Raw genomic sequence first — 23,732 nt, 5'->3', positions numbered from 1 at the left:
ACCTCTGCTTTCCTGGGCTGGATGTTCGAATCGATGGACGTGAACCTGCTCGCGCTGGTTCTTGTGCGCTGCATCCGCGAACTCGTAACGACCACCGATCCGGTGGAAGTGGCGAGGATGGGAGCAGCTCGCGCGGTATCAGGCCCTGGCGGGACTGGGCACAGGCGGGGAGTGGGCTGCCGGCGCTGCGCTGGTGGAAGAAACATGGCGAGCGCGCCACCGCGCCACCGCGCCAAGGCGATCCAGATCATGCAGATGGCTTTCGGCTCCCTCAATAACCTCGGCAGCTTTCACTCAACGAATCAAACACCATGCTAGTAAAGACTTCTTCGGTCAAAGAGCGTGTCTCCCAAGTGGAGTGGGACGTGCGCGTCCAACTGGCGGCCGCTTACCGGCTCATGGCGCACTTCGGCGTCAACGATCTGACCTACAACCACCTGTCCGCCCGCGTGCCGGACAGCCCCGGGCACTTTCTCGTCAAGCCCAGCACCTTCATGTTCGATGAAGTATCGGCGTCCGACCTGCTGAAGTTCGACATCGACGGAAACCCCCAGCAGGAAGGGCCGCGCCTAAAGGGCGGCGTGCTGGTGATTCACGCCGGCATCTACGCGGCCCGTAGCGACCTCGACGTGGTCTTCCACACGCACACCACGGCGAACACGGCGGTGTCGGCGCAGGAAGAAGGCCTGATGATGCTGAGCCAGCACGCGATGGCGTTCTACAAGCGGCTCGCGTACCACACCTTCGGTGGCTTCGAGTTCAACATCGAGCAGCGCGGGCCGCTGTTACGCGACTTGGGCGACTATAAGTACGCCATCCTGCGCAACCATGGGGCGCTGGTGTGCGGGCGCAACGTGCCCCAGACTTTCGTTGACCACCATTTCCTGGAGATGGCGTGCCGCGCGCAGGTGGGCGCGCTCGCCGGCGGTCGGCCCGTGACGACCATCGCGCCCGAGGTGTGCGATTTCGCTGCTAGGCAGTACGAGACCATCGATCCGGCAAACGCGGGTGGCAAGGACTGGGCCGCCTGCATACGGCTGCTCGACCGCGTGTCTCCCGGCTACAGCGATTGAACGTCGTATGACGCCAGCGCGGAAACTGCCCATCGGCGCGGAGACGATTGCCGTGCGGGAGGCGGGGAGCGCGGGGCGCCCGTGTATCGTCCTTTTACACAGCCTTGGGACTTCCGCGGCGATGTGGGCGCCGCAGCTGGCAGCACTGTCCGCGTCGTACCACGTGGTCGCAATCGACAGCCGCGGGCACGGCGGCTCGAGCAATCGCGGCGGCTTCAGCGTCGAAGGCTGCGCGGAAGACGCGGTGGGCGTCATCGGCACTCTGGGCTGCAAGACTGTGCACCTGGTCGGCCTGTCCATGGGCGGGTTGATAGCAACCGAAGTGGCCTCGCGGCTGAAGCGCGATGCGTCGGTCCGCTGCGCGTCACTCGCTCTCGCGTGTGCCTATCGCACCTTGCGCGGCGCGCAGTCGGAGGCCCGACTGGCATCGGCGCGCGACGCCTTGTCGCGGCAGGGTATGCCCGAGTTTGCCGCCGCGTACATGAAGGACACGGCGACGGATGGCATGCCGGCACCGATGCGCGAGCGGCTACAGCGCGATATCGCGGGCATGAAGCCGGGCGATTACCTGCAGACGCTGGAGTGCATCCTGTTCCACGACGCTGGCCCCGCGCTGTCTGAGCTGGGCGACATGCCTGCGCTGGTGATCAGCGGCGCGCTCGACAAACGGGTGTCGAAGGAAGCGCTTCAAGAATTGCTCGACGCGGTGCCGCATGCGCGCCGTGTTTGCCTGATGTCCGCAGGGCACTTGGCCAGCGCAGAGGACGACATCGACTTTAACGCGGCTTTGCTAGGTTTCTGGGAATCTTGCGCGCCCGATGCGGCCGAAGGCGCGGGGAGCGCCAAGGCGTGATGCGCATAATGCCGGCATGCGAAGAAACATATCCGCTTCATCCGCGGGCGCACCTCAGGTTTCACCCGATACCGGTACGGTTTCTCGGGTCGCGCTGCTGCTGAGACTCGCCGCGGAGCAGCGCGAAGCATTCACTTTGAAGGACATCGCGAGCGCGGCCGGATTGCCGGTGCCGACGGTGCACCGCCTGCTGGACCTGCTCGCGCGCGAGGGATTGATTGCGCCGGAAGGCGGGCGCCGTGGCTATCGCATTGGCACTGAGCTGTACCGCATCGGCTCGCTCGTCAAGGTGAACACGCCGATTCCCCGGCTGATCAACGGCATCCTGTCGAGCGCTGTCGCTGAAGTCGACGAGACCTGCCACTTCGCGCAATACCTGCCGGCGCAACTCGCGGTGATGTTCGATTCGAGTGTCGATTCATCGCACCCGCTGGATTTTCGATGGGAAGTCCACAAGCCCCTGTCGTTGGTCTGGGGCGCCAGCGGGCGGACCATCCTTGCCTATCTGCCCGAAGAGAAGGTGGACCAGGCCCTGGCCGCGGAGTTGACGTGGTCGCCCACGAGAACGCCGCCCACGCGGAAGGAACTGCTGGAGGCGCTCGCGGAGATCAGGCGGCTCGGCTACGCATTTACAAGGGGACAGCGCGTGCCGGGCGCAATGAGCATCCTCGCCCCTGTGTTCGACGAGAACAATCTGATCTACGGCGCGCTGGGTTTCGTTATTCCCGAGCCGCGCTTCGACCCGGCACGGATGAACGTCCTGGCGCAGACGGCCAAGAAGTACGCGGGCCAGCTGTCCGCCGCGCTCGGCGCCCCACGCTAGCTTGCGCTCAGCCGTTCAGCTGCGAGAAGTCGCCGCCGGGTGTTCCGAGGTGGCAGTTTTCGAAAGCCGCTTCGGCGGCGAGCGTCAGGTCGGCGGCCGCGGCTTGGACCAGGCCGATGTACCGCGCGGTCAATTCGCTTTGGCGGCGGCCCGAGGGCATCGACAGGCCTATGCATCCGACTACTGCGTCGGGGCGGGCGAACACCGGCGCCGCGATCGCATGGGCGCCCGCATTGCGCTGCCCCATGCTCACGGCGTAGCCCTGCCGACGCACATCGAGTAGCAGTTCCAGCATCTTCTCCCACTTGGGCAGCACGTACTCGCCTTCGCCGCTGTCACGCTCGCGTAGATAAATCGCATGCACGAGTTGCTCGGGAAGAGCGGCCGCGATCGACAGGCCCGACGCGCCCCAAAGCAACGAGTGGTCCACGCAGGTGCGCATGACGTAGTGGATCGCCTGGTGCGGCTGCAGAGTAGCGATGAAGCGCAGCCGGCCGGACTCCGAAAGGTAGGCGCCGTAAAAGGCCGACTCGCCGCTGCCTTCCGCCAGCTTCTGCTGCACGCGCTGGACGCCAAGGTGGAAGCTGCCAAGGCAGGCAAGGGTGCTGGCGGAACGGAAAAACGCGGGTCCGACGCGGTAACGGCTATCGGTATCCTGCACCACGTAACTCGTGGCCTTCAGCGTCTTGAGGATGCGATGTGCCGTGCTGGTGGGCAAGCCCAGGACAGCCGCGAGTTTCGTCACCGTCAATGGCGTTCCCGCTTCCACTAGGGACAGCAAGACCTGCACGCCACGGAGCAAGGCGCTTGGTGGGCCGGCCACTTGCGTTGACTCTGTGGGAGCGCGGCGGAAGTTCACGATTCCATTCGACGGGAAATTACCGGCGGGTATGTATGCATGCGCTGCTTGGGGCTTCGGCAGTACAAACCTATTCAGCGAAATATCATTTCACTCACCGAGTATAGACACACTTGCTGGAGGCGCGCTCCGCGTTCCGCCGGACTCCATTGGGAACGATGCTATGAACCGACGATGTTCAATCCGGAGATTCATCTCCGGTGCCAAATCCTTCCTGACACAAAGGCTGCCGTTGGGAACTGAGAAGCAGCAGGTGGGCGGCGGGCTGCGCGAACTCGATGTGGGACTGAATACGTGCTGGCCCTCACATTCCAGCATGGATGTCTTCGACCGCGGGTGTCCGCCGAAGGTGCCGCGCCACGCTGCGGTTGCCGATGCGCGGCGCCTTCTCACACCGACCCGATCGCTGCTAGAAAAGGCCTTCTGCCCGCATTGCAGCTGCCATCCGGGCCTATGGCCGGACGTCTTCTACTAGTGCTTCGCAGCGGCACCCTGATCCCGACAGGCCCCCGACGACGTGCGCATTGCCATTCCACTTACCGCAAGTTCCCGCCGGTGACGCAGGCCCCCGCTCCGGCGCCCGCTCCCAACCGGTCAAGCGGCTTCGATGTCGGCATCCAAAGATCTTCTGAATTCGCATCGACGACGGAGACATCCCCATGCAACGCAGATCCCTAATGGCCGCGGCACTCGCGGCCCCTGTCGTGGCCAGGCCTGCGGCCACGGCTGCCGTCGAAACCAAGCGCACCTTCGTGCTGCAGCACGGCGCCTGGCACGGCGGCTGGTGCTGGGTGCGCGTTGCCGATCGGCTGCGGGCGCAGGGCCACAGCGTCTTCACTCCCACCGCCACGGGCCTGGGCGAGCGCGCGCACCTGCTCTCGCGTGACATCACGGTGGATGTCTTCGTTACCGACCTGGCCGCGATGATCGAAGCAGAGGAATTGAAGGATGTGGTGCTGGTCGGCCACAGCTTTGGTGGACTCGCCATCACAGGCGCGGCCGACCGCGTCAAGTCTAGGCTGCGGCGGCTGGTGTACCTCGATGCTGCCATCCTGCAGCCCGGGCAGTCGATTCTGGATTCGATGCCGCCGGAGATCGCGGCGCAGCGCCGGGAAACGATACGTGCCGGCGGCGGCATCTCACTGCCGGTTCCCCCGGCTTCGTATTTCGGCATTAGCGAGCCCTCGGACACTGCCTGGCTGCAGCGCCGCCTCACTCCCCACCCCGCTGTCAGCTACGACTCGCCGCTGACCCTTCGCGCTCCGGTCGGCAACGGTGTGCCGGCCACCTACATCGGCTGCACCGTCAACCCTCTGGCTAGCATCGAGCCAATGCGCCAATGGGCCAGGACGCAGGCCGCAGCGGGCAAAGACTGGACTTACGAGCAACTCCCATCGGTGCACAACGCGATGATGACCGTGCCCGAACTGCTCACGCAGTCCCTTTTGCGGTTAGCTTCGCTTTAGAGGCCGGCGTATCCCGCACGGCGGAACGGGAGCCCTGGGTTTTTGCTGGCTCCGCCCGTTCAGAAGAGCGCCATAATTTTGACTAATGGACGTTAATTCCATTCATCGAAATACGGAGCTCTCTATATGTCGAGTCGTTCAAGTGAGGTGCCGCGTGCGCAACTCACCGTCCTTCCTTACCTGAGGCGCGAAGGCGAGCAGGTGCAACTAGTCGGCAGCGAGTGCAAGGCTTGCGGGTTCCACACCTTCCCGCCCACGACGGTGTGTCCCTCCTGCATGTGCCTGGACCTCGCGCCCCTGCCGCTCTCGCCAGTCGGCAAGCTCTACAGCTTCACCACCATCCGCTACAACAAGGCTGAGACCTACGGGGGCTACGTGGACTTCCCAGAGAACGTGCGTGTCTTCGGCCATTTGCACGGCTTTTCGGCCGAGACGCCCCCGTGGTGCGATATGCCGGTGGCCACCATGCCTGGACCGCCCGCGGCAGACGGGCCGGCAGTGGGTGTCGAATTCGCGTTCGTTTCAGTGGGGGGCGCATGAGCAAGCGCGGCACGTATATCGTCGGGACGGGCATCGTGCCCTTTGGCCGCTTCCCCGAGCTGAGCCACCGCGAGTTTGCATGGCCCGCGGTGCGCGAGGCCATCGTCGAATCGGGTTTCGAGAAGAGCGACTTCGACGTCGCCTACTCCGCCTGCGCACTCGGAGGCATGCTTGTCGGCCAGCAGACGCTGGGCAAGATCGGCTTGACGGGCCTGCCCATCATCAACATCGAGAACGCATGTTCCAGCGGCTCCACCGCACTGGGCGAAGCCATCGCGCGCATTGAGGCGGGCCTGGCCGACGTGGCGCTTGTTCTGGGTGTGGAAATGCTCAGCAAGCTGGGCCGTGGCCCCCTGCCGCTGTCGCCGGACGATTGGGACGTGGCGCACGGTCTGACCATGCCGGGCGTGTATGCGATGCGTGCGCAGCGCTACATCCACGAACATGGCATCAGCCGCGTGGAGCTATCACGCGTGGCCGTCAAGGCACGAGCGAATGGCGCACGTAATCCCCTCGCGCAATTGCGTACGGCGCTGACGCTGGAAGAAGCTGAGGCTTCGCGCATGGTGGCCGATCCTCTGCGGCTGGCTCATTGCTGCCCCACCGGCGACGGCGCAGCGGCCATAGTCGTTGCGTCTGAAGACTGGGTTAAGCGCTCACGGTGCACGGCGCCGGTGACGATCGCGGCCACCGTCCTGCACTCGGGCCTGTTCGATCCCAGCCCGAGTTCGATGGTGAAGTCGCACGTGTCGACGAAATCCGCGAACGAGGCTTACGAAGCGGCGAATCTAGGACCCGAAGACATTGACGTGGCGGAGATCCACGACTCCTTCTCTATCGCCGAATTGATGTACTACGAGGCTTTCGGCTTCGCGCGTCCTGGTGAAGCCGTGGCCCTGCTGCACAGCGGGAAGACCGAGCTGGGCGGAAAGCACGTCATCAATCCGTCCGGCGGGCTGATGGCCCGTGGTCACCCCGTGGCAGCCACAGGAGTCGCGCAGCTCGTCGAGATCACGCGCCAGCTTCAGGGGCGCAATGGCGCACACCAGGTTCAGGGCGCTCGCGTGGGCCTTTGCCATGCCACGGGTGGCGGTATCTCCGGCTTCGAGCATGGCGCCTGCGCCGTGACGATCCTCAGACGCTGAGCTTAACCAGGCGAAGAAAACATGCCTATTACGAATGGCACTCCCGGGGCGCCTTTGGCTGGGTACAAGGTGTTGGACCTGACGACGTTCTTGTCGGGACCATTCGCCACGCAGATCCTCGCTGACATGGGCGCTGAGGTGGTCAAGGTGGAGGCGCCGGACGGCGGCGACTCCAGCCGCGCGATTCCGCCGCACTTCGTTGACGGTGAGAGCGCGTACTTTCTGGGTGTCAACCGGAGCAAGCGAAGCATCGCGCTCAACCTGAAGCATCCAGAGGGGATCGCCCTGCTCAAAGAGATGCTGGCCGTGTGCGACGTTGTCGTGGAGAACTACCGGCCCGGCGTGGCCGCGCGCATGGGACTCGACGTCCAAGCTATCAGGGAACAGCGCCCGGCGCTGGTCTGGGCCTCGATCAGCGGCTTCGGCCAAACCGGCCCTTGGAAGGACCATCCCGCCTACGACATGATCGTGCAGGCGCTGTCCGGAGTGATGAGCCTGACAGGCGAGGTGGGACGACCTGCAGTGCGTTTGGGCATTCCGGCCGGTGACATGGTCGCCGGGATGTACGCCACTATTGCAGTCACCGCGGCGCTGGCCGATCGCGAGCGCACCGGCCAGGGCCGGGTGATCGACATCTCGATGCTCGATTGCCAGCTGGCGATGCTCTCCTACCAAAGCACTTATGCGCTATTGGCAGGTACTACGCCGCAGCCGCAGGGCGCGAAGCACGATTCCATTCCCACGTACCGATCCTTCGTCGCAGGCGACGGGCGGGAGCTAGTGGTCACGGCGAACACCGAGCGCATGTGGCGGGGGCTGTGCAAGGCGCTGGGGCGTCCCGAGTTGCTTGACGATCCGAGGTTTGTAGACGCCGGCTGCCGCCTAGCGAACCGCAATGATCTTTGGCCACTGCTGGAAGCTGGTTTCCGTGGCAGGGCCGCGGCGGATTGGATCGAGCCACTGCAGGAGCAGGGAGTTCCGGTCGCGCTGATCAAAAACGTCCCTGAGGCGTTAAGGGATGCTCGCGAGTCGGGGCGCGGCATGATTGTGCAGCTTGCCGACGCTAAGGGCCAGAGCGTAGAAGTGGTGGGAAATCCCATCAAACTGCCCGGCGAACCTGCTTTGGTGCCCACGTATCCTCCCAAGTTGGGCGAGGGCGCTTACGAAGTGCTGGCGGCGTGGCTGGGCAAGGCCGAGCAAGACGTGGATCAGATCGCGAGGGCGGGAGCCTTGCAGTTGCAAGCCAGCAGCTTTCTTAAATGAAGGTTTGCGTGTTCGGCGCTGGTGCGGTCGGCGGGCATCTCGCCGCGCGGCTAGGGGCAAGCTCCAGCTGCGAGTTGACCATCGTCGCACGTGGGCCGCATCTCGAGGCAATCAAGCGTTCGGGCATCACACTCGAGTCCCGCGAGGGGACTTGGTGCGCTCGGCCGGCAGTGGCCACCGATGACCCAAGTGTTCTGCCGGTGCAGGACATCGTTTTCGTCACGCTGAAGTCGACGATGCAATCCGCTGTCGCTCGGGCGATCAGGGGGCTTGTAGGCACCGGCGGACACGCTGTGTTTGTCAATAACGGAGTGCCATGGTGGTGGAATGACGCGAGCCGCAACTTGGCCCCATTGCCGCTGATCGACCATGGCGTTGAGCTCTGGAGCGCGTTGGGGCCCGAGCGTGCCGTTGGCTGTGTGGTGTACTCCGGCAACGAGGTGCTCGCTCCGGCCCGTGTGCGACATAGCGGTGGCAACCGCTGGATCGTCGGCGAACCGGACAACAGTTTGAGCGAGCGCGTCAGTCGGACAGTAAAGCTATTGAAAGCGGCCGGGCTCGAGGCCGAAGTTTCCTGCAATCTCCGTCAGGATGTATTCGCCAAGCTCCTGCTGAATGCTTCGTACAACAGCGTGGCGGCGCTTACTGGGCTGCCGATCGAATGGTTCAGCGCCGACGAGTCAGTCAAGCGCCTTGTCTTCGAAGTGATCGACGAACTGGCGGCCGTGGCGCGCTCGATGGGATATGACGTGGAGGCGGCTCGAGTGACGACGTGCAAGCTGAGGCGGCTGCCCGATGGCTTCAGCATCGATCAGGGCCAGAGACCATCAATGCTTCAGGACGTCGCCGCAGGCAGGCCGACGGAGGTTGAAGCTCTACTCGGTCAAGTCTGCCTATTTGGCGACGAACACAGGGTGCCGTGCCCCTGCTCCAAGACTTTGCTGTGGCTTTTGCGGGGCGTTAACCAACGACTGGCCGCGAGCTGCTGAGCGGGTTCGCCTGTCCCCAAACTGAGAAGGCGCACGGTACGCAACGGGTTCACACCGGCTTCTGCGTACGCGAGCGTTGCATGCTTGCTGCGGACGCTTCAACGTGCGCTTTCAGCACAGGCCTGACTCCCGTGAGGAACATGTCGAGGGTGGTCTCGAGAATGTCGTCGGCGCGTTCGATCGACAGGTCCATGCCGTAGATCCACTTGCGGATCGCCATGTAGACGATACGGCTGTTGTTGCCGACGAATAGTTCGACCTCGAAGTCGGAAATCGGCACCTGTTGAGGTGTCGGCAGCTTCATGTCGTGCCGCATCTCCCGGCAAAGCGGCACCAGAATCCGCTCACGCAACATCTTCAAGAATCGCTGGTTGATGTTCGAGCCTTTGAGCCCCGCATACATGAAGATGCGAATCCACTCACGGTCCAGGATGGTCTTGGCGTAGTCCTTGTAGAAGGCGACGAGACGAGTGCGAAACGGCACTGAGCGGTCCTCGATGATCATCTCCCAGTAGGGGTTCCAGCGGCTGACGAACACCTCTTGGTAGACCCGTTCGATCAGCGCATCCTTGGTTGAGAAGTAACGGAACAGGAGCGAATGGGTAATCCCCAGCCGCTTGGCCAGTTCTCTCAGGTCGCCGTCAAACCCGACGTCCGAGAAATAAGACACCGCACCTCGCACGATCAAGCGCTCGCGCTCCTCTGGGCGCAGACGCGCGTTGCGCGGCATGGGGGGGGGAATCGCTGTTTCGTTCAAAGAATGCTCCTGCAGGGTGAGCAGTTGGTCTATAGCCATCATAGCGCCGGGGATCGTTTTCCTGGGAAGAAGGCCTGCAGGCCCTGATTGGGTTACGCATAGAAACCTATGACATCGTTGACAAGTGACCATCTGATCAATAAAGTTCGCGAAACTAAGGAGACAATGCTCATGAAGTCACCCGGAAATCCTTCGGCATCGGATTCCAGCTCAAGTCCAAATTTCGCGAGATCAGCGGCATTGGCTGGAAAGGTTGGTAGTGACCACAAGGTTAATAGTGGGAGCTCCGGCGGGCGTGGAATCCTTATTGCGCTGGACCGGAGCCTGAAGTCGATCAACGAGAAGCTGCACGTGGTCGCAGCCTTCGCTCTGTTCGGCTTGGCCATCCTGATCCTCATCGACGTTCTCGCTCGAGGCGCGTTCTCGAGCCCGATTGCCGGTACGGCGGAGATCGTCAGCAACGCGATCGTCGTGATCGCCTTCTTGCAACTGGCGCATTCAATTCGCTGCGGTGGCTTCCTGCGGGTCGAGATGCTTGACGACGTGCTGCCCACAACCGTGCGCAAGGCACTCTTCATAGTGGCCTGTGCGCTCGGCGCAGTGCTCTTTGCAGCTGTTGCCTACAGCTCTTGGGATGGAATGGTGGAAGCCTGGCGCATTGGTGAGTTCGACGGCGTCGCGGGTTCGCTCAAAGTGCCCACCGCGCCCATCCGCACCGTTGTCGTGGCCGCCAGCGTTCTGGCTGCGATCAACTTTGTCGTCGTGCTGCTGCGCACGATCTGTTTCGGCGACATCGAAACCGCGTCGGAGGCAGCATGAGCGGGGGAGCCGCATTCTCTGCGCTGGTCATCGCCGGGCTTATCTTTCTGGTTCTGATCGGAATCCCGGTAGTCACTTCGCTCGGCGTCGCCAGCGTCGTTGGCCTGGCAGTGTTGACACAGAGCGCTGATATTGCGTTCGGGCTGCTCGGCACCACAGCATTCGAGGCGATTCGCGGCTACGTCTTTGCAGTGATCCCGCTGTTCGTGCTGATGGGCGAACTGATCGCTCGCAGCGGCGCAGCGGCGGATCTGTTCACGTCGCTCAGCCGTTTGCTCAAGCGTGTGCCCGGCTCGCTCGCGGTCTCCACGGTGGCTGGCAATGCGGTGTTCGCGGCCGTCGTCGGAGTCAGCGTGGCATCGGCGGCAGCTTTCAGCCGCATTGCCTACCCGGTGATGGTGAAAGCCGGCTACGACAAGCGCATCGCACTCGGATGCGTGGCGGGCAGTTCGGCGCTTGGCATGCTGATCCCGCCCAGCGTGCTGATGATCATCTGGGGCATCCTGACACAGCAATCCATCGGCAAGCTGTTCGTCGCGGGCGTCATCCCCGGCTTGCTGCTCGCCCTGTGTTACGCGGTCCTGTGCGTTGTCCGCGCGATCGTGAGCCCCGAGAAATTCGGCAAATCGCCAAGAGCTACCGAGGCGGTGTCGCCCGCCGCAACTCCGGCCACTCGAGATGAGCTGCTCGGCAGCTTCGGATGTGGGCTAGCCGTGTTCACCGTGCTCGGCGGCATCTGGGCCGGACTGTTCACCCCGACCGAAGGCGCCGGTATCGGCGTGATCGTCGCGCTGGTCCTTTCGCTGGCCAAGGGTATGCGATGGGCCGGTCTGCGTGCCGCCATTCTGGCGACCGGCCGCACATCGGCGCCGATCATGTTCCTGCTGATCTTCGCGCAGATGTATTCGCGTCTGCTCGCCTTGGGCGGCGTCGGTGAGACGATCCAGGTCGCGATGGCCGGCCTCGGCCTGGGCGCGGGCATGGTGATCGTCGTGATGGTTCTGGTCTGGTTCGTGCTCGGAATGTTCGTCGATTCGACCTCGATCATCCTGCTCACAGTGCCGATCTTTGCGCCTCTGGCGCAACAGATGGGCATCGACCCGCTTGCATTCGCGATTATCGGCATCCTCGCGATCGAGGTCGGGATCATCACGCCGCCATTCGGCATCGCAGTTTTCACTGTTAAAGCTGCGATCAACGAGCCGCAAACGCCGTTGTCGACCATCTTCCTTGGCGCAGCGCCTTACTGGGTCCTGTTGCTCGGCATGGTCGCGGCCGTCTACTGGTTTCCGTCGCTTGCGAGCTGGCTGCCCTCGGTCAACTAGCTGCGTCTTTCCTTCCTCTTCTTTTACTGCCTCAACTGGAGACAACCCATGAAGAAAAGCATTCTTGCGCTCGCTGTTATCTCCGCTCTGGCTGGCCAGGCTGCAAGAGCCGACACATTCACCTTGCGCATCGGTTCGGGCCACCCGGTTGGCGCGACGGTCTACGTGACAGAGATGTCGAAGTTCTTCGTGCCTGAAGTCGTCAAACGGGTCAAGGAGCGGACCAAGCACGAGGTCGCCTTCACCGAGGCCTACGGTGGTTCGGTCGCCAAGGTCAACGAGACCCTGAACGCCGTGGAACTAGGCTTGCTCGACATCGGCAGCTATTGCATGTGCTTCGAGCAATCGCGCCTGTTCATGCACAACTTTCCGTACTGGGTGCCATTCGGTCCGAAGAGCGCAGTCGCTGCTGCCAAGGCGACTCGGCAGGTCTACGACGAGTTTCCGCAATTGTCGGAAGTGTTCGAGAAAAAGTTCAACCAGAAGTTGATCGCGATCTCCGGCTACGACAACTACAACCTGGGGACCACCTTCGCGTGGGAAAGCCTGTCCGACTTGCAGGGCAAGAAGATCGGTGCCGCTGGCCCGAATCTGCCCTGGCTGCAAGGATCGGGCGCAGTCGGCGTGTCGTCGAACCTGCCAGACGGCTACAACGGCCTCAAGTCCGGCCTGTACTCAGGCTGGATCATGTTTCCGTCGGCCTACAACTCATTCAAGTTCTACGAGCCTGCGCCCAACTACAAGCTGGTCGATTTTGGTTCCGTGATGGTCAACGCGATGACCGTCAATTCGCGCACCTGGAAGAAGCTGCCCAAGGAAGTGCAGGGCATCGTGCTGGAAGTCGCGAAGGAATACGAAATTCGCCAGGCGGAGAGCCTCGACCAGAACAACAAGGAAGCGCTCGCGGAGCTAGGAAAAATCGCGAAAGTCACGGCGGTGGCACCTGCGGCGCGAGTTGAATGGGCCAAAGGCCTGAAGGACTGGCCGAACCAGATGGCGCAGGAAGCCAAGCGCAGCGGGATGCCGGCGCCGGCGATCCTTAGTGCTTATCTGAAGCACCTCAAAGAGGCGGGCGTCGAGACGCCGGTTCCCTATGTCATCCAGAAGTGATACCAGATGGGGGCAGAACAGATGAAAACCTCCGACAACCGCAAACGCCGCGCGGTCGTGATCGGCGGCTCGATGGCCGGGCTGTTCGCGGCCTCTCTGCTGCGCCGCGTGGGATGGGACGTCGACCTGTACGAACGGTCTGATGTCGAACTGTTCGGTCGCGGAGCCGGCATCGTGACGCACGACGAACTGCTGCGAGCGTTGACCGATGCAGGCGCGTCACTCGCCGATCTGGGCGTCAGCATCAACGAGCGGGTCGCGCTGGACTCCACCGGCAAGCCGATCGAACGGCTCGCCTACCCGCAGATCGTCACGTCGTGGGACCGCTTGCACAGCCTGATGCGGGCGACGATCCCGCACGAAAACCATCACCTGGGCTGCAATTTGCAAGACATCAGGCAGGACGCGGACGGCGTCACCGCGGTGTTTTCCAACGGCCGAAGCGAACAGGCTGATTTGCTGATCGGCGCAGACGGCTTTCGGTCCACGGTGCGCGCCAGGTTTTTGCCGCAGGTCACGCCCGAGTATGCGGGCTACGTCGTCTGGCGTGGCCTTGCGGACGAGCGAGATCTGAGCCCCGAAGTGCACGCCGCAATCTTCGAGAAGTTTGCGTTCTTCCTGCCCGCCCACAACGAGATCATCGGCTATCCCATCGCCGGGCCGAACAACGACCTACGCGCCGGTTCGCGCCGCTTCAACTGGGTCTGGTACCGGCGTGCCGATGCCGAGTTGCTCAAGTCGATGCTGGTGGACGAAGAGGGCCTCCAGTACGACGTGTCGATCCCGCCGCCGAAGATCAGGCGGGATGTGATCGACGGCCTGAAGTCGGATGCCAAAGGCTTTCTGCCGTGGCCGTTCTACGAATCGCTGCTCGGAATCGACCGACCTTTCTTCACGCCGATCTACGACCACTTTTCCCCGTCGATGGTGTTCGGCCGCGTTGCGCTGGTCGGCGATGCCGCGTCGGTCGGTCGGCCGCACATCGGCATGGGCGTGACCAAAGCGGCTGAAGACGGGCAAAGCCTGGCCCGGTGCTTAGCGTCGCCGGAAATCGATGTGGCTGATGGTCTCGCGCGCTTCAACGCCGAGCGCGTACCAGCCGCGTGGCGTGCGTTCGCGAGCGGGCGCGAGCTTGGCGAGTTCATGCACAAGAGCGGATCTGCCGTGCCGCCCGAAGAACGTGAACGCTGGAAAGAGCTGCACAGCGTCTCGGCAATGCTCAAGCACACCGCTTCCTCCTCTTTCGTGCGCGAGGTGAGACTGCAGCAACCAGCGCCCGCCACTTCATCTTCCAATCAATCGGAGCAAATATGAATCAAGGCTTTTGGCCGGACGACATCCGGCTCGTTCTTTCCTTTTCAATGCAGTTCGAAGCCGGCGGAGAAGCCCCATACAGCCCACTCGGGCCACTGCATGCGTTCGACATGAAACCAGGCTATCCGGATTTTCCGACCCGCTCCTGGTATCGCTACGGTTTCCAGGAAGGCGCGCAGCGGCTGATGGACCTGTTCGACAAGCACAAGGTCAAATTCACCTCGCACATGGTGGGTTCGGCGGTCGATCGCACACCGAGCCTCGCGAAAGAGATCGTCGAGCGCGGCCACGAAGCCGCCGCTCACGGGCGGGACTGGGTGCAGCAGTACGACCTGCAGTTCGAGGACGAGAAGAAGTTCATTGAAGACAACGTCAAGAGCATCGAGCGAGCTGCCGGGGTTCGTCCAGTCGGCTACAACGGTGCCGCGATGCGCGGCACGATCAACACGCTGAAAGTGCTTCAGGACCTCGGCTTCAAGTACCACATTGACGACGTGAGCCGCGACGAGCCGTTCATCATTCCGGTTCGTGGCAAAGACTTCGCAGTAGTGCCGTACAGCCTGACTCTGAACGACATCATCCAGCACGAAACCTACAACTTCTCGTCGGGCGATTTCGAACGACAACTCAAGGACGAATTCGACCAGCTGTACGAAGAGGCCGCCAAGCGGCGCCGCATGATGTCGGTCAGCACTCACGACCGGGTTGCAGGTCGGCCATTCCGAGTGCGGTCGCTGGGCCGTTTCCTCGAGTACGCATTGGGCCACGAAGGCGTCGTCGCCATGCGCAAGGACCAGATTGCCGAGATTGCGCTCGCCGATACGGCGACCTTGCGCGACGAGAACGACGCCGAGCGTTGGGAGAAATGGGAAAGCGCGAATGGTGAACCGAAGATCCGCTCGGTGAGCTGAGCCATGAAGGCCGCCCGCAACCATTCAGCTGCTCCGCCGTACGACTACATCGTCGTGGGCGCGGGGATCGTAGGCCTCGCAACCGCGCGCGAGCTGCTACGACGCAAATCCGGTTGCTCTCTGCTCCTGCTTGAAAAGGAGAAGCAGCCCGCAATGCATCAAACCGGACGCAACAGCGGCGTGGTTCATGCCGGGGTCTACTACGCGCCCGGCTCGCTGAAAGCCAGGCTTTGCAAGGCCGGCGCTGCAGCCACGCTGAAACTTTGCGAGGAGCATGGGATTGCGGTGGACAACTGCGGCAAGCTGATCGTCGCCACGTCAGAGCTGGAGCGCGGCCGGCTGGCTGAACTCGAGCAGCGCTGCCGCGCGAACGGCCTGAACGTGTCGCGGCTCGACGCGCAGCAGCTGAAGGTCGCCGAACCCCGTATCGACGGTATCGCGGGGATGCTGGTGCCGGAAACATCGATCGTCGACTACACGCAGGTGGCGCTGGCCCTGGCAAAGGATGTCGAGCGCATGGGCGGGTCGATCCGCTTCGGTCGCACCGTGCTGGGAATCCGGGAAGCGGCAGACCGCGTGACGGTGGAGACGAGCGACGGCGACGTCGAAGCCGCTCGGCTCGTCGCCTGTGCCGGACTCATGGCGGATCGGATCGCAGCCATGAGCGGCTTGGCCGACGACTTCCAGATCGTTCCGTTTCGCGGGGAGTACTACCGGCTGCGCGAAGAGAAGAACGACATCGTCAAGCACCTGATCTACCCGGTGCCCGATCCAGCGCTGCCGTTTCTCGGCGTGCACCTGACCCGAATGATCGGCGGCTACGTAACGGTTGGCCCGAACGCCGTGTTCAGTCTCGCACGCGAGGGCTACGGCAAGTTCGCATTTAGGGCACGCGATGCAGCCCAGACCTTGGCTTTCCCGGGCTTCTGGCGCGTCGCCCGGGCAAATCTGCGGTCAGGCATTGATGAGATGCGCAGTTCGCTGAGCAAACAGCGCTACCTCGCCCTGTGCCGCAAGTACTGCCCGGAGCTGTCCATTGACGACCTGCAGCCCCACAAGAGCGGCATCCGGGCCCAGGCCGTGATGCGCGACGGCACGTTGGTCCACGACTTCCTGATCCGCAGCACAACACGCACGCTGCATGTCTGCAACGCGCCTTCGCCTGCTGCGACTTCGGCTATGCCGATCGCCGCCTACATCGCGGACGCAGTGACTGAGGCACGCGCCACCCGGCAATTCATGCACGCGGCAGCCGAAACCTGACGCCGCAGTCGAGCAAATTCATCCACCTCAACCCACGGAGGCTTTCATGCCGATCAGCAAGCTCGCCCACTTTTCCGTAAGAACGACAGACCTCGATGCGTCTCGGCGCTTCTACAGTGACGTGCTCGGTTTCAAGGAGGGCTTCAGGCCCCCGTTCCAATTTCCCGGAGCCTGGATGTACCGCGGCGGTGACGAGGCCGAATTCGGCGTGGTGCACCTCATTGGGATCGACAAGAACGATCCCGACGGCCTGATCGAATACCTGGGCGACAAGGACGCATCGGCCCTTCATGGCAGCGCTGCGGTCGACCACCTCGCCTTTCTCGCGACCAACCTCGACAACATGGTCGAGCAACTTGAACGCGCTGGCCTGAAGTTTCGCGAACGCACGGTGCCAGGCCTCGGCCTGCATCAGGTGTTCGTCGAGGACCCGTCCGGGATCACGATCGAGCTCAACTTTCCGGCAGAAGAAGCGGCCGGGCGAGCCACGGCGGATGGTGTGTCCACCACTGTCTCGAGGGAAGCATCATGAAGCGATCGACGAAAGTGATCGTCGTCGGCGGCTCACTCGGCGGGCTTCTTGTGGCCAACCTCCTGCACAAAGCCGGCTGGGACGTGCACGTGTACGAGCGCGTTGCGCAGGAGCTTGAAGGCCGTGGCGCTGGCATCGTTACGCACCCGGAACTCGATGCGGCGTTGGAGCAGGCCGGCATCACTGTCGACGACTCCCTCGGCATCAAGGTGCAAGAGCGCATTACGCTGTCAAAAGACGGCCAGCGTGTCGGCGCGCGCGAGCTGCCGCAGGTTCTCACGGCATGGGGGCGCATGTACAGCATTCTTAAGAATGCCTTTCCGCCGGGTCGCTATCACAACGGAAAGCACGTGACGTCCGTAGCGCAGGATGCGCAATCGGTGACCGCAATATTCGACGATGGAGAAATCGTTCAAGCGGACGCACTGATCGCGGCTGATGGCATTCGCTCAGTCGTGCGGCAGGCGCTGCTTTCCGAGGTACGACCGCAGTACGCCGGCTACGTCGCCTGGCGCGGACTGGTTGAAGAATCGGCGCTGTCGGAATCGGTACTGCGCGAGCTGTTTCCGTACTTTGCGTTCGGTCTGCCCCCGCGGGAACAAATGATTGCGTACCCGGTGGCTGGCGCGGGCAACACGGTCGAGCCTGGCCGGCGCCGCTACAACTTCGTCTGGTACCGGCCAGCCGATGAACCGACCACCCTGCGTGACATGCTGACCGACAGCACCGGCAAGGTCTGGCATGACGGCATTCCTCCACCGCTGATTCGGCCAGAGATCGTTGCTGCCGCGCGGCAAGCTGCCGTCGATACGCTCGCCCCTCAGTTCGCCGAAGTCGTCGAGAAGACCGAATCACTTTTCTTCCAGCCGATCTACGACCTTGAAAGCAGCCAGCTCGCATTCGGCCGGATCGCGCTGCTTGGCGATGCGGCGTTCGTCGCGCGCCCCCACTGCGGCATGGGTGTGACCAAGGCGGCGGGCGATGCGATGGCACTGCTGGGCGCTTTGGAAAGCAGCAACGACGTTACCGCAGCCTTAAAGGCCTATGAGCAGCCGCGCCTTGCGTATGGTTCGGCAATCGTCGAGCACGCGCGGCACCTGGGCGCTTACATGCAGGCGCAGATTCGCACCGATGAAGAGCGCGAGATGGCAGAGCGCTACCGCACGCCGGTGGCGGTCATGCGGGAGACGGCAGTGCCTATGAGTCCGGACTACAAGCACAGCGGAACGTCGCCCGCAGGGTTGACGGGCACGGTAGCGGTCGAATAGATCATCAACAGACTCTTCGCGTGTAGGCGGACAGGTCAGGCTGATGCCGAGACCTCGGTAGCGAACGCGCGGTACGACCGCAGCGACCGGCCCAGCAGCGCCGTCAGGCGTTCGACGTCACCCGCATCCGGGTTCATGCCCTCGGTCAGGAAGCGTTCGCTCATGAGGCGCATGTCGTACGCCATCCAGCTCGGCATGAAGTTCAGCAGGTTCTTCTCGAAGCCCGCGGTGTCGTCGCCGCCGTAGTTGATCGGGCGGCCCAGCACGTCGGACCAGATGCCGGCGACGCTGTTTCCGGTCAGCGCGTCGGGGCCTACCAGGTTGATCCGGCTCAGTGGCAGCGACCCCGGTGCCTGTTCGCGGCGCAGCAGCTCGAGGGCGGCGACTTCCGCGATGTCGCGTGTGTCGACCATGGCCAGACCCTTGCTGCCGACGGGCATCGGGTACACGCCGTAACCGGTGATGACGTCCTTGATGGTGAGGTCGTTCTGCATGAAGTACGCGGGCCGCAGGATGGTGGCGCCGAAGCCCATCTGCTCGAGCATCCGCTCCACGCCAAACTTGCCGGCGAAGTGGGGAACGTTGAGGTACTTGTCGGCGTGGATCACCGACAGGTAGACGACCCGGTCGACGCCGGCATCACGCGCCACGTTCAGGGTCACCAGTGCCTGCGTGAACTCGTCGGGGACGACGCCGTTGAGGAGGAACAGAGCGGATACACCCGCGACAGCTCGGCGCAGCGACTCGACGTCGAGCAGGTCACCTTGAACGACTTCGACGCCGGCGGGGAAGTGGGTCTTCGCCGGGTCGCGGGCGAGTGCCCGCACGGCGGCGCCGCGATCGACGAGTTGCTGAACGACTTGGCGGCCGATGGCGCCAGAGGCGCCGATGATGAGGATGGTCATGAAAAAACTCCGGGTTGGTTGAATCGAGACCAAATCTTCGTTGTTCCTCCCTCGGGCCGATAGTCGTTATATTTGGACACTTCGTTTCACAGGCGGAACACATGGACTTGCTTGCGTTGGCCGACTTCAACCTCGTCGCCCGCCACGGAGGGGTGGGTCGTGCAGCGCGCGAATCGGGTCGTCCCAAGGCCACGCTGTCTCGACGCGTGTCCGATCTGGAGAGTGGCCTCAATCTGCGCCTGTTCGAGCGAGGCGCAAGAACGCTGAAACTGACCGAGGAGGGGCGCGCGCTGTACGAGAGAACCTCGGCGTTGCTGCTTGAGATCGACGAAACGGCCGCAGCGATTGCGTCGGGCGGCGAGGCGCCGCGCGGCAGCTTGCGGGTGAGCGCGCCGCTGCTCTTTTCACAGGCCGCCATGGGAAAGCTGGCGGCCACGTTCGCGCTCCGGTATCCCGAGATCCAGCTCGAGGTCACGACCGAGGATCGGGCCGTGGACATGGTGGAGGAGGGCTACGACCTCGTGATCCGCGTCAACCCCGATCCCGACGTCAGGCTGGTCGGACGGATTTTCATGAGAGACCGTCTCGTCGTGGTTGCAAGTCCGAAGTTCGCGCCCCCTGCGGGCAAGGCGGCGGTTCCAGCGATCCTGCGGCGCGGCGGCTTCGGCGTAGCGGCATCCTCATGGGAGTACGTGGGCAGGTCGGGCAAGAAGCGCATCAGCGTGAAACCAACGCTGTGCCTTGCCTCACTGTTCATGGTGCGGGATGCCGTCCGTGCGGGCGTCGGTGTCGCCCGCGTGCCGGTCTCTCTCGTAACCAAGGATCTGGCCGCCGGGAAGCTGGTGTGCTGGGGCGACGTCGAAGGCCCCGAGATCGCGCTGTGGGCGTTGTACCCATCGCGCCGGCTGCTGAGTGCTCGTGTATCGACGTTCTTGGACTTCTTGAAGGAAGCGTTCCCCACGGGCTCTCCCAACGAATTGGCTGCCTTCATCGATTGAGCCGCCGTGATCTGGAAGGGCAGGTGACCGCGACGTATCTCGAACTCCGGCTAGCGTTCCTGGAGCCGTGGCGCCAGGAGGCGGCGCTGCATGTCAGCTTCCAATGAGTCGTAGCTTTCAGGCATTGGAGATCACCTGTCGGATACCGGCCAAGGGGGCCCCGGATCCGCAGCAGGTGCAGGAAAACCATCTCTCCACGCTCTACTCAGCCTTGACGTTGTTGTCCTTCACCACCTTGCCCCAGCGCGTGGTCTCCGCCTGCATCCACGTCGCGATCTGCTGACGGGTCATGTCCGAAGGTTCCGACCCGAGTTCCTGCAGACGCTTGGCGACGTCGGGCCGAGCCACGATGCGCTGGACTTCCGACTGCAGTTTCTCCAGCACCGCGGGCGGCGTGCCACCGGGTGCCAGCAGACCCTGCCAGGAGCCGGTCACGAAGTTGGGGATCTGCGACGCGACGGTCGGGACGCCCGGGACGGCGGCAAAGGGCTTGGCGCTGGTCACAGCGATGGCCTTGATCTTGCCGCCCTGCACCAGGGGATTGGTGGCCAGCACGCTCGCCATGGCCGTGTCGATCTGCGCGCCGGCCAGGTCGGCCAGCGCCTGCGCACCGCCCTTGTAGCCAATCACGTTGAACTCGAAACCCCTGTCTTGCGCCAGCAGGATGCCCGCCAGCTGGCTGATGGAAGCCAGCGGTGTGCCGAAGCTGAGTGGCTTGCCGCTTTTTTTCTGGTAGGCGGCGAGTTCGTCGATGTTCTTGACGGGCAGGTCCTGCCGGACCACCAGCAGATGCGGCGAATAGGCCGGAATGGCAATGGGCGCCAGGTCTTTCACCGGGTTGTAGTTGAGTTGCGGAATGACGCTGGGGCCGATGGTCAGCACCGACATGTCGAGCACCAGCAACGTGTATCCGTCCGGTGCGGATTTGGCGACGTAAGAGGCGCCGATCTGACCGTTGCCACCCGCCTTGTTCTCGACGATCACCGTCTGCTTGAACGTCTCGCCCAGCTCCTTGGCCAACAGACGCGCCAGCACGTCGGACGTGCCGCCCGGCGGGTTGGGCACGATGATGCGGATCGGTTTGTGCGGGTAGGCCGCTGTGTCCTGGGCATGGGCTGCCAGCGATGCGCCGGCCAGCAGCGCCGCCGCCGCGAGGCCGACAATGCTGCGCCGCCCGATGCGCGGGATGAATGAAGTGTCGAGTGTTGTCGAGGGCATGGTTGTCTCCAGTTGTTCGAGGGTCGAAGTGGTCCGGCGCTGATGGCTGTGTTCAAGGCGCCAGGTAGATCACGTTCTCCAGCGCCTGCGCCTGCTGCAGTCGCGTGATGTTGCGGGCCATGAAGCTGTAGCGCCGCTCCAGCAGCGCAGGTGTGATGGCGGAGATGTGGGGCGTGCAGCGCACGTTGGTCAGTTCATGCAGTGGCCAGCGCGAAGGCGGCACGGGCGCCTGGCCTTTGTTGGGATACTGGTACCAGACGTCCAGGACGGCCCGACCCAGTCGCTGCTGGCTCAAGGCTTCGTACAGCGCCTGCTCGTCGACCACCTCCGCGCGCGCCACGTTGACCAACAACGCGCCCGGCGGAAGCAGGGCCAGTCGGCGCTCAGCGATGAGGCCGCGTGTGCTGTCGTCCAGCGGGCAGCAGATGACCAAGACCTGCGCCCTCGGCAGCACCTCATCGAGCGCGGCGGCCTGGACATACTCATGCGCCAACTCGGCCGGCCCCTGCCTTCCGCTGCGCGTCACGGCGATGACGTGCATGTCGAAGGCACGCGCACGCCGTGTGATCTCCTGGCCGATGTGCCCGAAACCGACGATGGCAACGGACTTTCCATGGGCCTCGTCATGCGGCGCACGCTTCGAATAGGACGCCGCCCAGGCGGCCGCGTCCAGACGCGCGGGGTACTGCCACAGCTTCAAGTAGTGCTCCAGGATGGCGTGCAGGGTGAACTCGGCGATCGGAACTTCGTGGCCGTGCACGTTGCATACGGTGGTTCCGGCCGACAGCGACCGGCAGGCGATCTGCTCCGACCCAGCGCCGGGCACGTGCACCAGGCGGCAGCGCAGGCGCGCAGCCTCGTCCGCGCTCACGCTGTTGCTGATGACCACGTCTGCGTGGATCTCGCCGGTGGGGGGAAAGCTGTCCAGCGACTGGACCTCGTGTTCGGGCCCGAGCAGCGCACGCAGGCGCGGCGCATGGGGGGCGTGGAGGCCGACTATCTTGATCAACATGAAGAAGAATCCTGTGCGTCTGGGTGCAGGCGGGTCAGCGGCTTTCGCGCACGACCAACCCAGGCTGTTGCTTGAAACCGTCCTGAAGGCGGGTGCCCAGCCCGGCCATGACGGGTGGCTGGGCCATACCGTCGGTAATCACCGGCAACTCGGTGACGATGTCGCGATACCAGGTGGCCAGCGTCGCACGCACCACCTCCTGGTAGATCGCGGTCGGCGCATGCAAGGCCATGTGCAGTCCAGCCATCAGCGTGACAGGGCCCGTGCAATCGTGCGGTGCCAGCGGTCGGTTGTACGCCTGGGCCAGCGCGGCGATCTTTCGCCCTTCGGTGAAGCCGCCGCACCACGCCAGGTCGAGCATCACCACATCCAGCGCATCCGCCGCCAGCAAGTCGCGGAACGGGCGCAGGCCCCCCAAGGTTTCGCTGCCGCAGATCTGCACACGGGTGCGACGGCGCAGATCCGCCAGGCCGGCGGCATCGTCCATCTTGCACAGCGGGTCCTCGACCCAGAACACGTCGTATTGCTCCAGCGCCTGACAGATGCGAAGTGCCGAGTGGCTGCCGAACAGGCTGTGCAGTTCACACATCACCTCGATCTTGTTGCCGACGGCTTCGCGGATCAGGCGGAACGGCTCGAGCCCCTTCTCCAAGTCCTGCAGCGTGATCAGGTGGCCGTTGCTGGCAGGCGCATAGATGTCGAAGGGCCAGATCTTCATGGCCTTGTAGCCTTCCGACAGCAGGCTCCGGGCCAGCGCGCCGGCGTCCCGCATGAAAGCGACCTGATCGTCGTACGGGCCGTCGGACCGATCCGCGACGCCGATGTCGCGGCGCTTGCCATTCGTGTTGAACGCGTAGCCCGCACAGGTGTTGTAGACCGGCACGTTGGCGCGCGCGCCACCGCCCAGTGCCTGGTAGATCGGCACGCCCTGCCGCTGGCCGGCGAGGTCCCACAAGGCGAGGTCGACGGCGCTGGCGGCGCGCACTTCCACCCCCGAACTGTTGTATCCGACATAGGGGGTGAGCAGATGGCGTGAGATGCCTTCGATATGACGCGTATCGCGCCCGAGCAGCCAGGGTGCGAGTTCGTCATGGAGGCAGGTTTCGACCGACGAAGCCCCCCTGAAGGTCTCGCCGAGTCCGACGAGACCGTCAGTGGTTTCGAGTTCGAGCCAGATGAGATTCGGGCGGTCGGGCAACCGATAGGTGCGGACGCAATGGACAATAGACACGTTTACAGCTTTTTATATCTTGCGGCGGCCCCGGACCCTGGATCCAAGGAAAATCCAT

At 63.6% G+C, this 23,732-nt stretch carries 23 protein-coding genes; 17 read left to right on the top strand and 6 right to left on the bottom strand.

The window, feature by feature from the left end; translation table 11 throughout:
- The first annotated feature begins 311 nt into the window (after positions 1 to 311).
- From E5CHR_RS17055 to E5CHR_RS17045, 3 genes are read left to right on the top strand one after another with little or no spacing between them, the layout of a single operon-like run.
- Positions 312 to 1,073 carry a class II aldolase/adducin family protein gene (locus E5CHR_RS17055; protein ID WP_162580948.1) on the top strand — a complete coding sequence of 254 codons (762 nt, stop codon included), beginning with the start codon at positions 312 to 314 and terminating at the stop codon, positions 1,071 to 1,073.
- 7 nt (positions 1,074 to 1,080) lie between these two features.
- Positions 1,081 to 1,926, top strand: a complete 846-nt coding sequence (locus E5CHR_RS17050) for an alpha/beta fold hydrolase (protein ID WP_162580947.1) — start codon at positions 1,081 to 1,083, stop codon at positions 1,924 to 1,926.
- Entirely contained in the window at positions 1,892 to 2,749 is an 858-nt protein-coding gene (locus E5CHR_RS17045; protein ID WP_162580946.1) for an IclR family transcriptional regulator, read from the top strand. Before E5CHR_RS17050 ends, E5CHR_RS17045 begins: the two co-directional genes overlap by 35 nt.
- 7 nt (positions 2,750 to 2,756) lie before the next feature.
- Here the strand turns inward: E5CHR_RS17045 and E5CHR_RS17040 are convergent, their stop codons facing one another.
- Positions 2,757 to 3,608, bottom strand: coding sequence for an IclR family transcriptional regulator (locus E5CHR_RS17040; RefSeq protein WP_162580945.1), 852 nt, complete (start codon positions 3,606 to 3,608; stop codon positions 2,757 to 2,759).
- 659 nt (positions 3,609 to 4,267) lie between these two features.
- On the opposite strand from E5CHR_RS17040, the gene E5CHR_RS17035 reads away from it, so the two are divergent.
- From E5CHR_RS17035 to E5CHR_RS17015, 5 genes are all read left to right on the top strand, one after another.
- Positions 4,268 to 5,074: an alpha/beta fold hydrolase gene (locus E5CHR_RS17035; RefSeq protein WP_197893860.1), complete on the top strand. Its 807-nt coding sequence runs from the start codon at positions 4,268 to 4,270 to the stop codon at positions 5,072 to 5,074.
- 126 nt (positions 5,075 to 5,200) lie between these two features.
- Complete coding sequence (locus E5CHR_RS17030; protein ID WP_162580944.1) at positions 5,201 to 5,614, top strand: Zn-ribbon domain-containing OB-fold protein; 414 nt, start codon at positions 5,201 to 5,203, stop codon at positions 5,612 to 5,614.
- Positions 5,611 to 6,759 carry a thiolase family protein gene (locus E5CHR_RS17025; RefSeq protein WP_162580943.1) on the top strand — a complete coding sequence of 383 codons (1,149 nt, stop codon included), beginning with the start codon at positions 5,611 to 5,613 and terminating at the stop codon, positions 6,757 to 6,759. The genes E5CHR_RS17030 and E5CHR_RS17025 overlap by 4 nt, the downstream gene beginning before the upstream one ends.
- Before the next feature lie 69 nt (positions 6,760 to 6,828).
- The gene (locus E5CHR_RS17020) at positions 6,829 to 8,022 is read left to right on the top strand and encodes a CoA transferase (RefSeq protein ID WP_232062302.1); all 1,194 of its coding nucleotides are present in this window, start codon (positions 6,829 to 6,831) and stop codon (positions 8,020 to 8,022) included.
- A complete protein-coding gene (locus tag E5CHR_RS17015) occupies positions 8,019 to 9,011 on the top strand; it encodes a ketopantoate reductase family protein (RefSeq protein ID WP_162580941.1) in 993 nt (330 codons plus the stop codon). The genes E5CHR_RS17020 and E5CHR_RS17015 overlap by 4 nt, the downstream gene beginning before the upstream one ends.
- 49 nt (positions 9,012 to 9,060) lie before the next feature.
- On the opposite strand, the gene E5CHR_RS17010 is transcribed toward E5CHR_RS17015, so the two are convergent.
- Positions 9,061 to 9,810 carry a TetR/AcrR family transcriptional regulator gene (locus tag E5CHR_RS17010; protein WP_197893859.1) on the bottom strand — a complete coding sequence of 250 codons (750 nt, stop codon included), beginning with the start codon at positions 9,808 to 9,810 and terminating at the stop codon, positions 9,061 to 9,063.
- Positions 9,811 to 9,939: 129 nt separating this feature from the next.
- Here E5CHR_RS17010 and E5CHR_RS17005 point away from each other — a divergent pair, with 129 nt between their 5' ends.
- Genes E5CHR_RS17005 through E5CHR_RS16970 form a run of 8 tightly spaced genes read left to right on the top strand, consistent with a single transcriptional unit; the run spans position 9,940 to position 18,310 of the window.
- Positions 9,940 to 10,587 carry a TRAP transporter small permease gene (locus tag E5CHR_RS17005; protein ID WP_162580940.1) on the top strand — a complete coding sequence of 216 codons (648 nt, stop codon included), beginning with the start codon at positions 9,940 to 9,942 and terminating at the stop codon, positions 10,585 to 10,587.
- A complete protein-coding gene (locus E5CHR_RS17000; protein ID WP_162580939.1) occupies positions 10,584 to 11,912 on the top strand; it encodes a TRAP transporter large permease in 1,329 nt (442 codons plus the stop codon). Before E5CHR_RS17005 ends, E5CHR_RS17000 begins: the two co-directional genes overlap by 4 nt.
- A 48-nt stretch (positions 11,913 to 11,960) precedes the next feature.
- Complete coding sequence (locus E5CHR_RS16995) at positions 11,961 to 13,022, top strand: C4-dicarboxylate TRAP transporter substrate-binding protein (protein ID WP_162580938.1); 1,062 nt, start codon at positions 11,961 to 11,963, stop codon at positions 13,020 to 13,022.
- 21 nt (positions 13,023 to 13,043) lie between these two features.
- The gene (locus E5CHR_RS16990) at positions 13,044 to 14,336 is read left to right on the top strand and encodes an FAD binding domain-containing protein (protein WP_162580937.1); all 1,293 of its coding nucleotides are present in this window, start codon (positions 13,044 to 13,046) and stop codon (positions 14,334 to 14,336) included.
- Entirely contained in the window at positions 14,333 to 15,247 is a 915-nt protein-coding gene (locus E5CHR_RS16985) for a polysaccharide deacetylase family protein (RefSeq protein WP_162580936.1), read from the top strand. Before E5CHR_RS16990 ends, E5CHR_RS16985 begins: the two co-directional genes overlap by 4 nt.
- A gap of 3 nt (positions 15,248 to 15,250) precedes the next feature.
- Positions 15,251 to 16,510, top strand: a complete 1,260-nt coding sequence (lhgO, locus tag E5CHR_RS16980; protein ID WP_162580935.1) for an L-2-hydroxyglutarate oxidase — start codon at positions 15,251 to 15,253, stop codon at positions 16,508 to 16,510.
- Positions 16,511 to 16,556: 46 nt separating this feature from the next.
- Complete coding sequence (locus tag E5CHR_RS16975; RefSeq protein ID WP_162580934.1) at positions 16,557 to 17,042, top strand: VOC family protein; 486 nt, start codon at positions 16,557 to 16,559, stop codon at positions 17,040 to 17,042.
- A complete protein-coding gene (locus E5CHR_RS16970; protein ID WP_162580933.1) occupies positions 17,039 to 18,310 on the top strand; it encodes an FAD binding domain-containing protein in 1,272 nt (423 codons plus the stop codon). The genes E5CHR_RS16975 and E5CHR_RS16970 overlap by 4 nt, the downstream gene beginning before the upstream one ends.
- Positions 18,311 to 18,345: 35 nt before the next feature.
- Here E5CHR_RS16970 and E5CHR_RS16965 read toward each other — a convergent pair whose 3' ends face one another.
- The gene (locus E5CHR_RS16965) at positions 18,346 to 19,215 is read right to left on the bottom strand and encodes an SDR family oxidoreductase (RefSeq protein ID WP_162580932.1); all 870 of its coding nucleotides are present in this window, start codon (positions 19,213 to 19,215) and stop codon (positions 18,346 to 18,348) included.
- A 101-nt stretch (positions 19,216 to 19,316) separates the two neighbouring features.
- Between E5CHR_RS16965 and E5CHR_RS16960 the strand changes: the two genes are divergently transcribed.
- The gene (locus E5CHR_RS16960; RefSeq protein WP_162580931.1) at positions 19,317 to 20,213 is read left to right on the top strand and encodes a LysR family transcriptional regulator; all 897 of its coding nucleotides are present in this window, start codon (positions 19,317 to 19,319) and stop codon (positions 20,211 to 20,213) included.
- Positions 20,214 to 20,414: 201 nt separating this feature from the next.
- Here E5CHR_RS16960 and E5CHR_RS16955 read toward each other — a convergent pair whose 3' ends face one another.
- The 3 genes from E5CHR_RS16955 to E5CHR_RS16945 are packed head-to-tail and all read right to left on the bottom strand — an operon-like array spanning position 20,415 to position 23,674.
- Positions 20,415 to 21,431, bottom strand: coding sequence for a Bug family tripartite tricarboxylate transporter substrate binding protein (locus E5CHR_RS16955; RefSeq protein WP_162580930.1), 1,017 nt, complete (start codon positions 21,429 to 21,431; stop codon positions 20,415 to 20,417).
- 52 nt (positions 21,432 to 21,483) lie between these two features.
- Positions 21,484 to 22,443, bottom strand: coding sequence for an NAD(P)-dependent oxidoreductase (locus tag E5CHR_RS16950; RefSeq protein WP_162580929.1), 960 nt, complete (start codon positions 22,441 to 22,443; stop codon positions 21,484 to 21,486).
- A 34-nt stretch (positions 22,444 to 22,477) separates the two neighbouring features.
- A complete protein-coding gene (locus E5CHR_RS16945; RefSeq protein WP_162580928.1) occupies positions 22,478 to 23,674 on the bottom strand; it encodes a mandelate racemase/muconate lactonizing enzyme family protein in 1,197 nt (398 codons plus the stop codon).
- Positions 23,675 to 23,732 lie beyond the last annotated feature (58 nt).

The sequence above is a fragment of the Variovorax sp. PBS-H4 genome (assembly GCF_901827205.1).
Classification (GTDB): domain Bacteria; phylum Pseudomonadota; class Gammaproteobacteria; order Burkholderiales; family Burkholderiaceae_C; genus Variovorax.
Note: the sequence above shows the minus strand (reverse complement) of the source record. Positions and strands in the feature narration are given on the sequence as shown.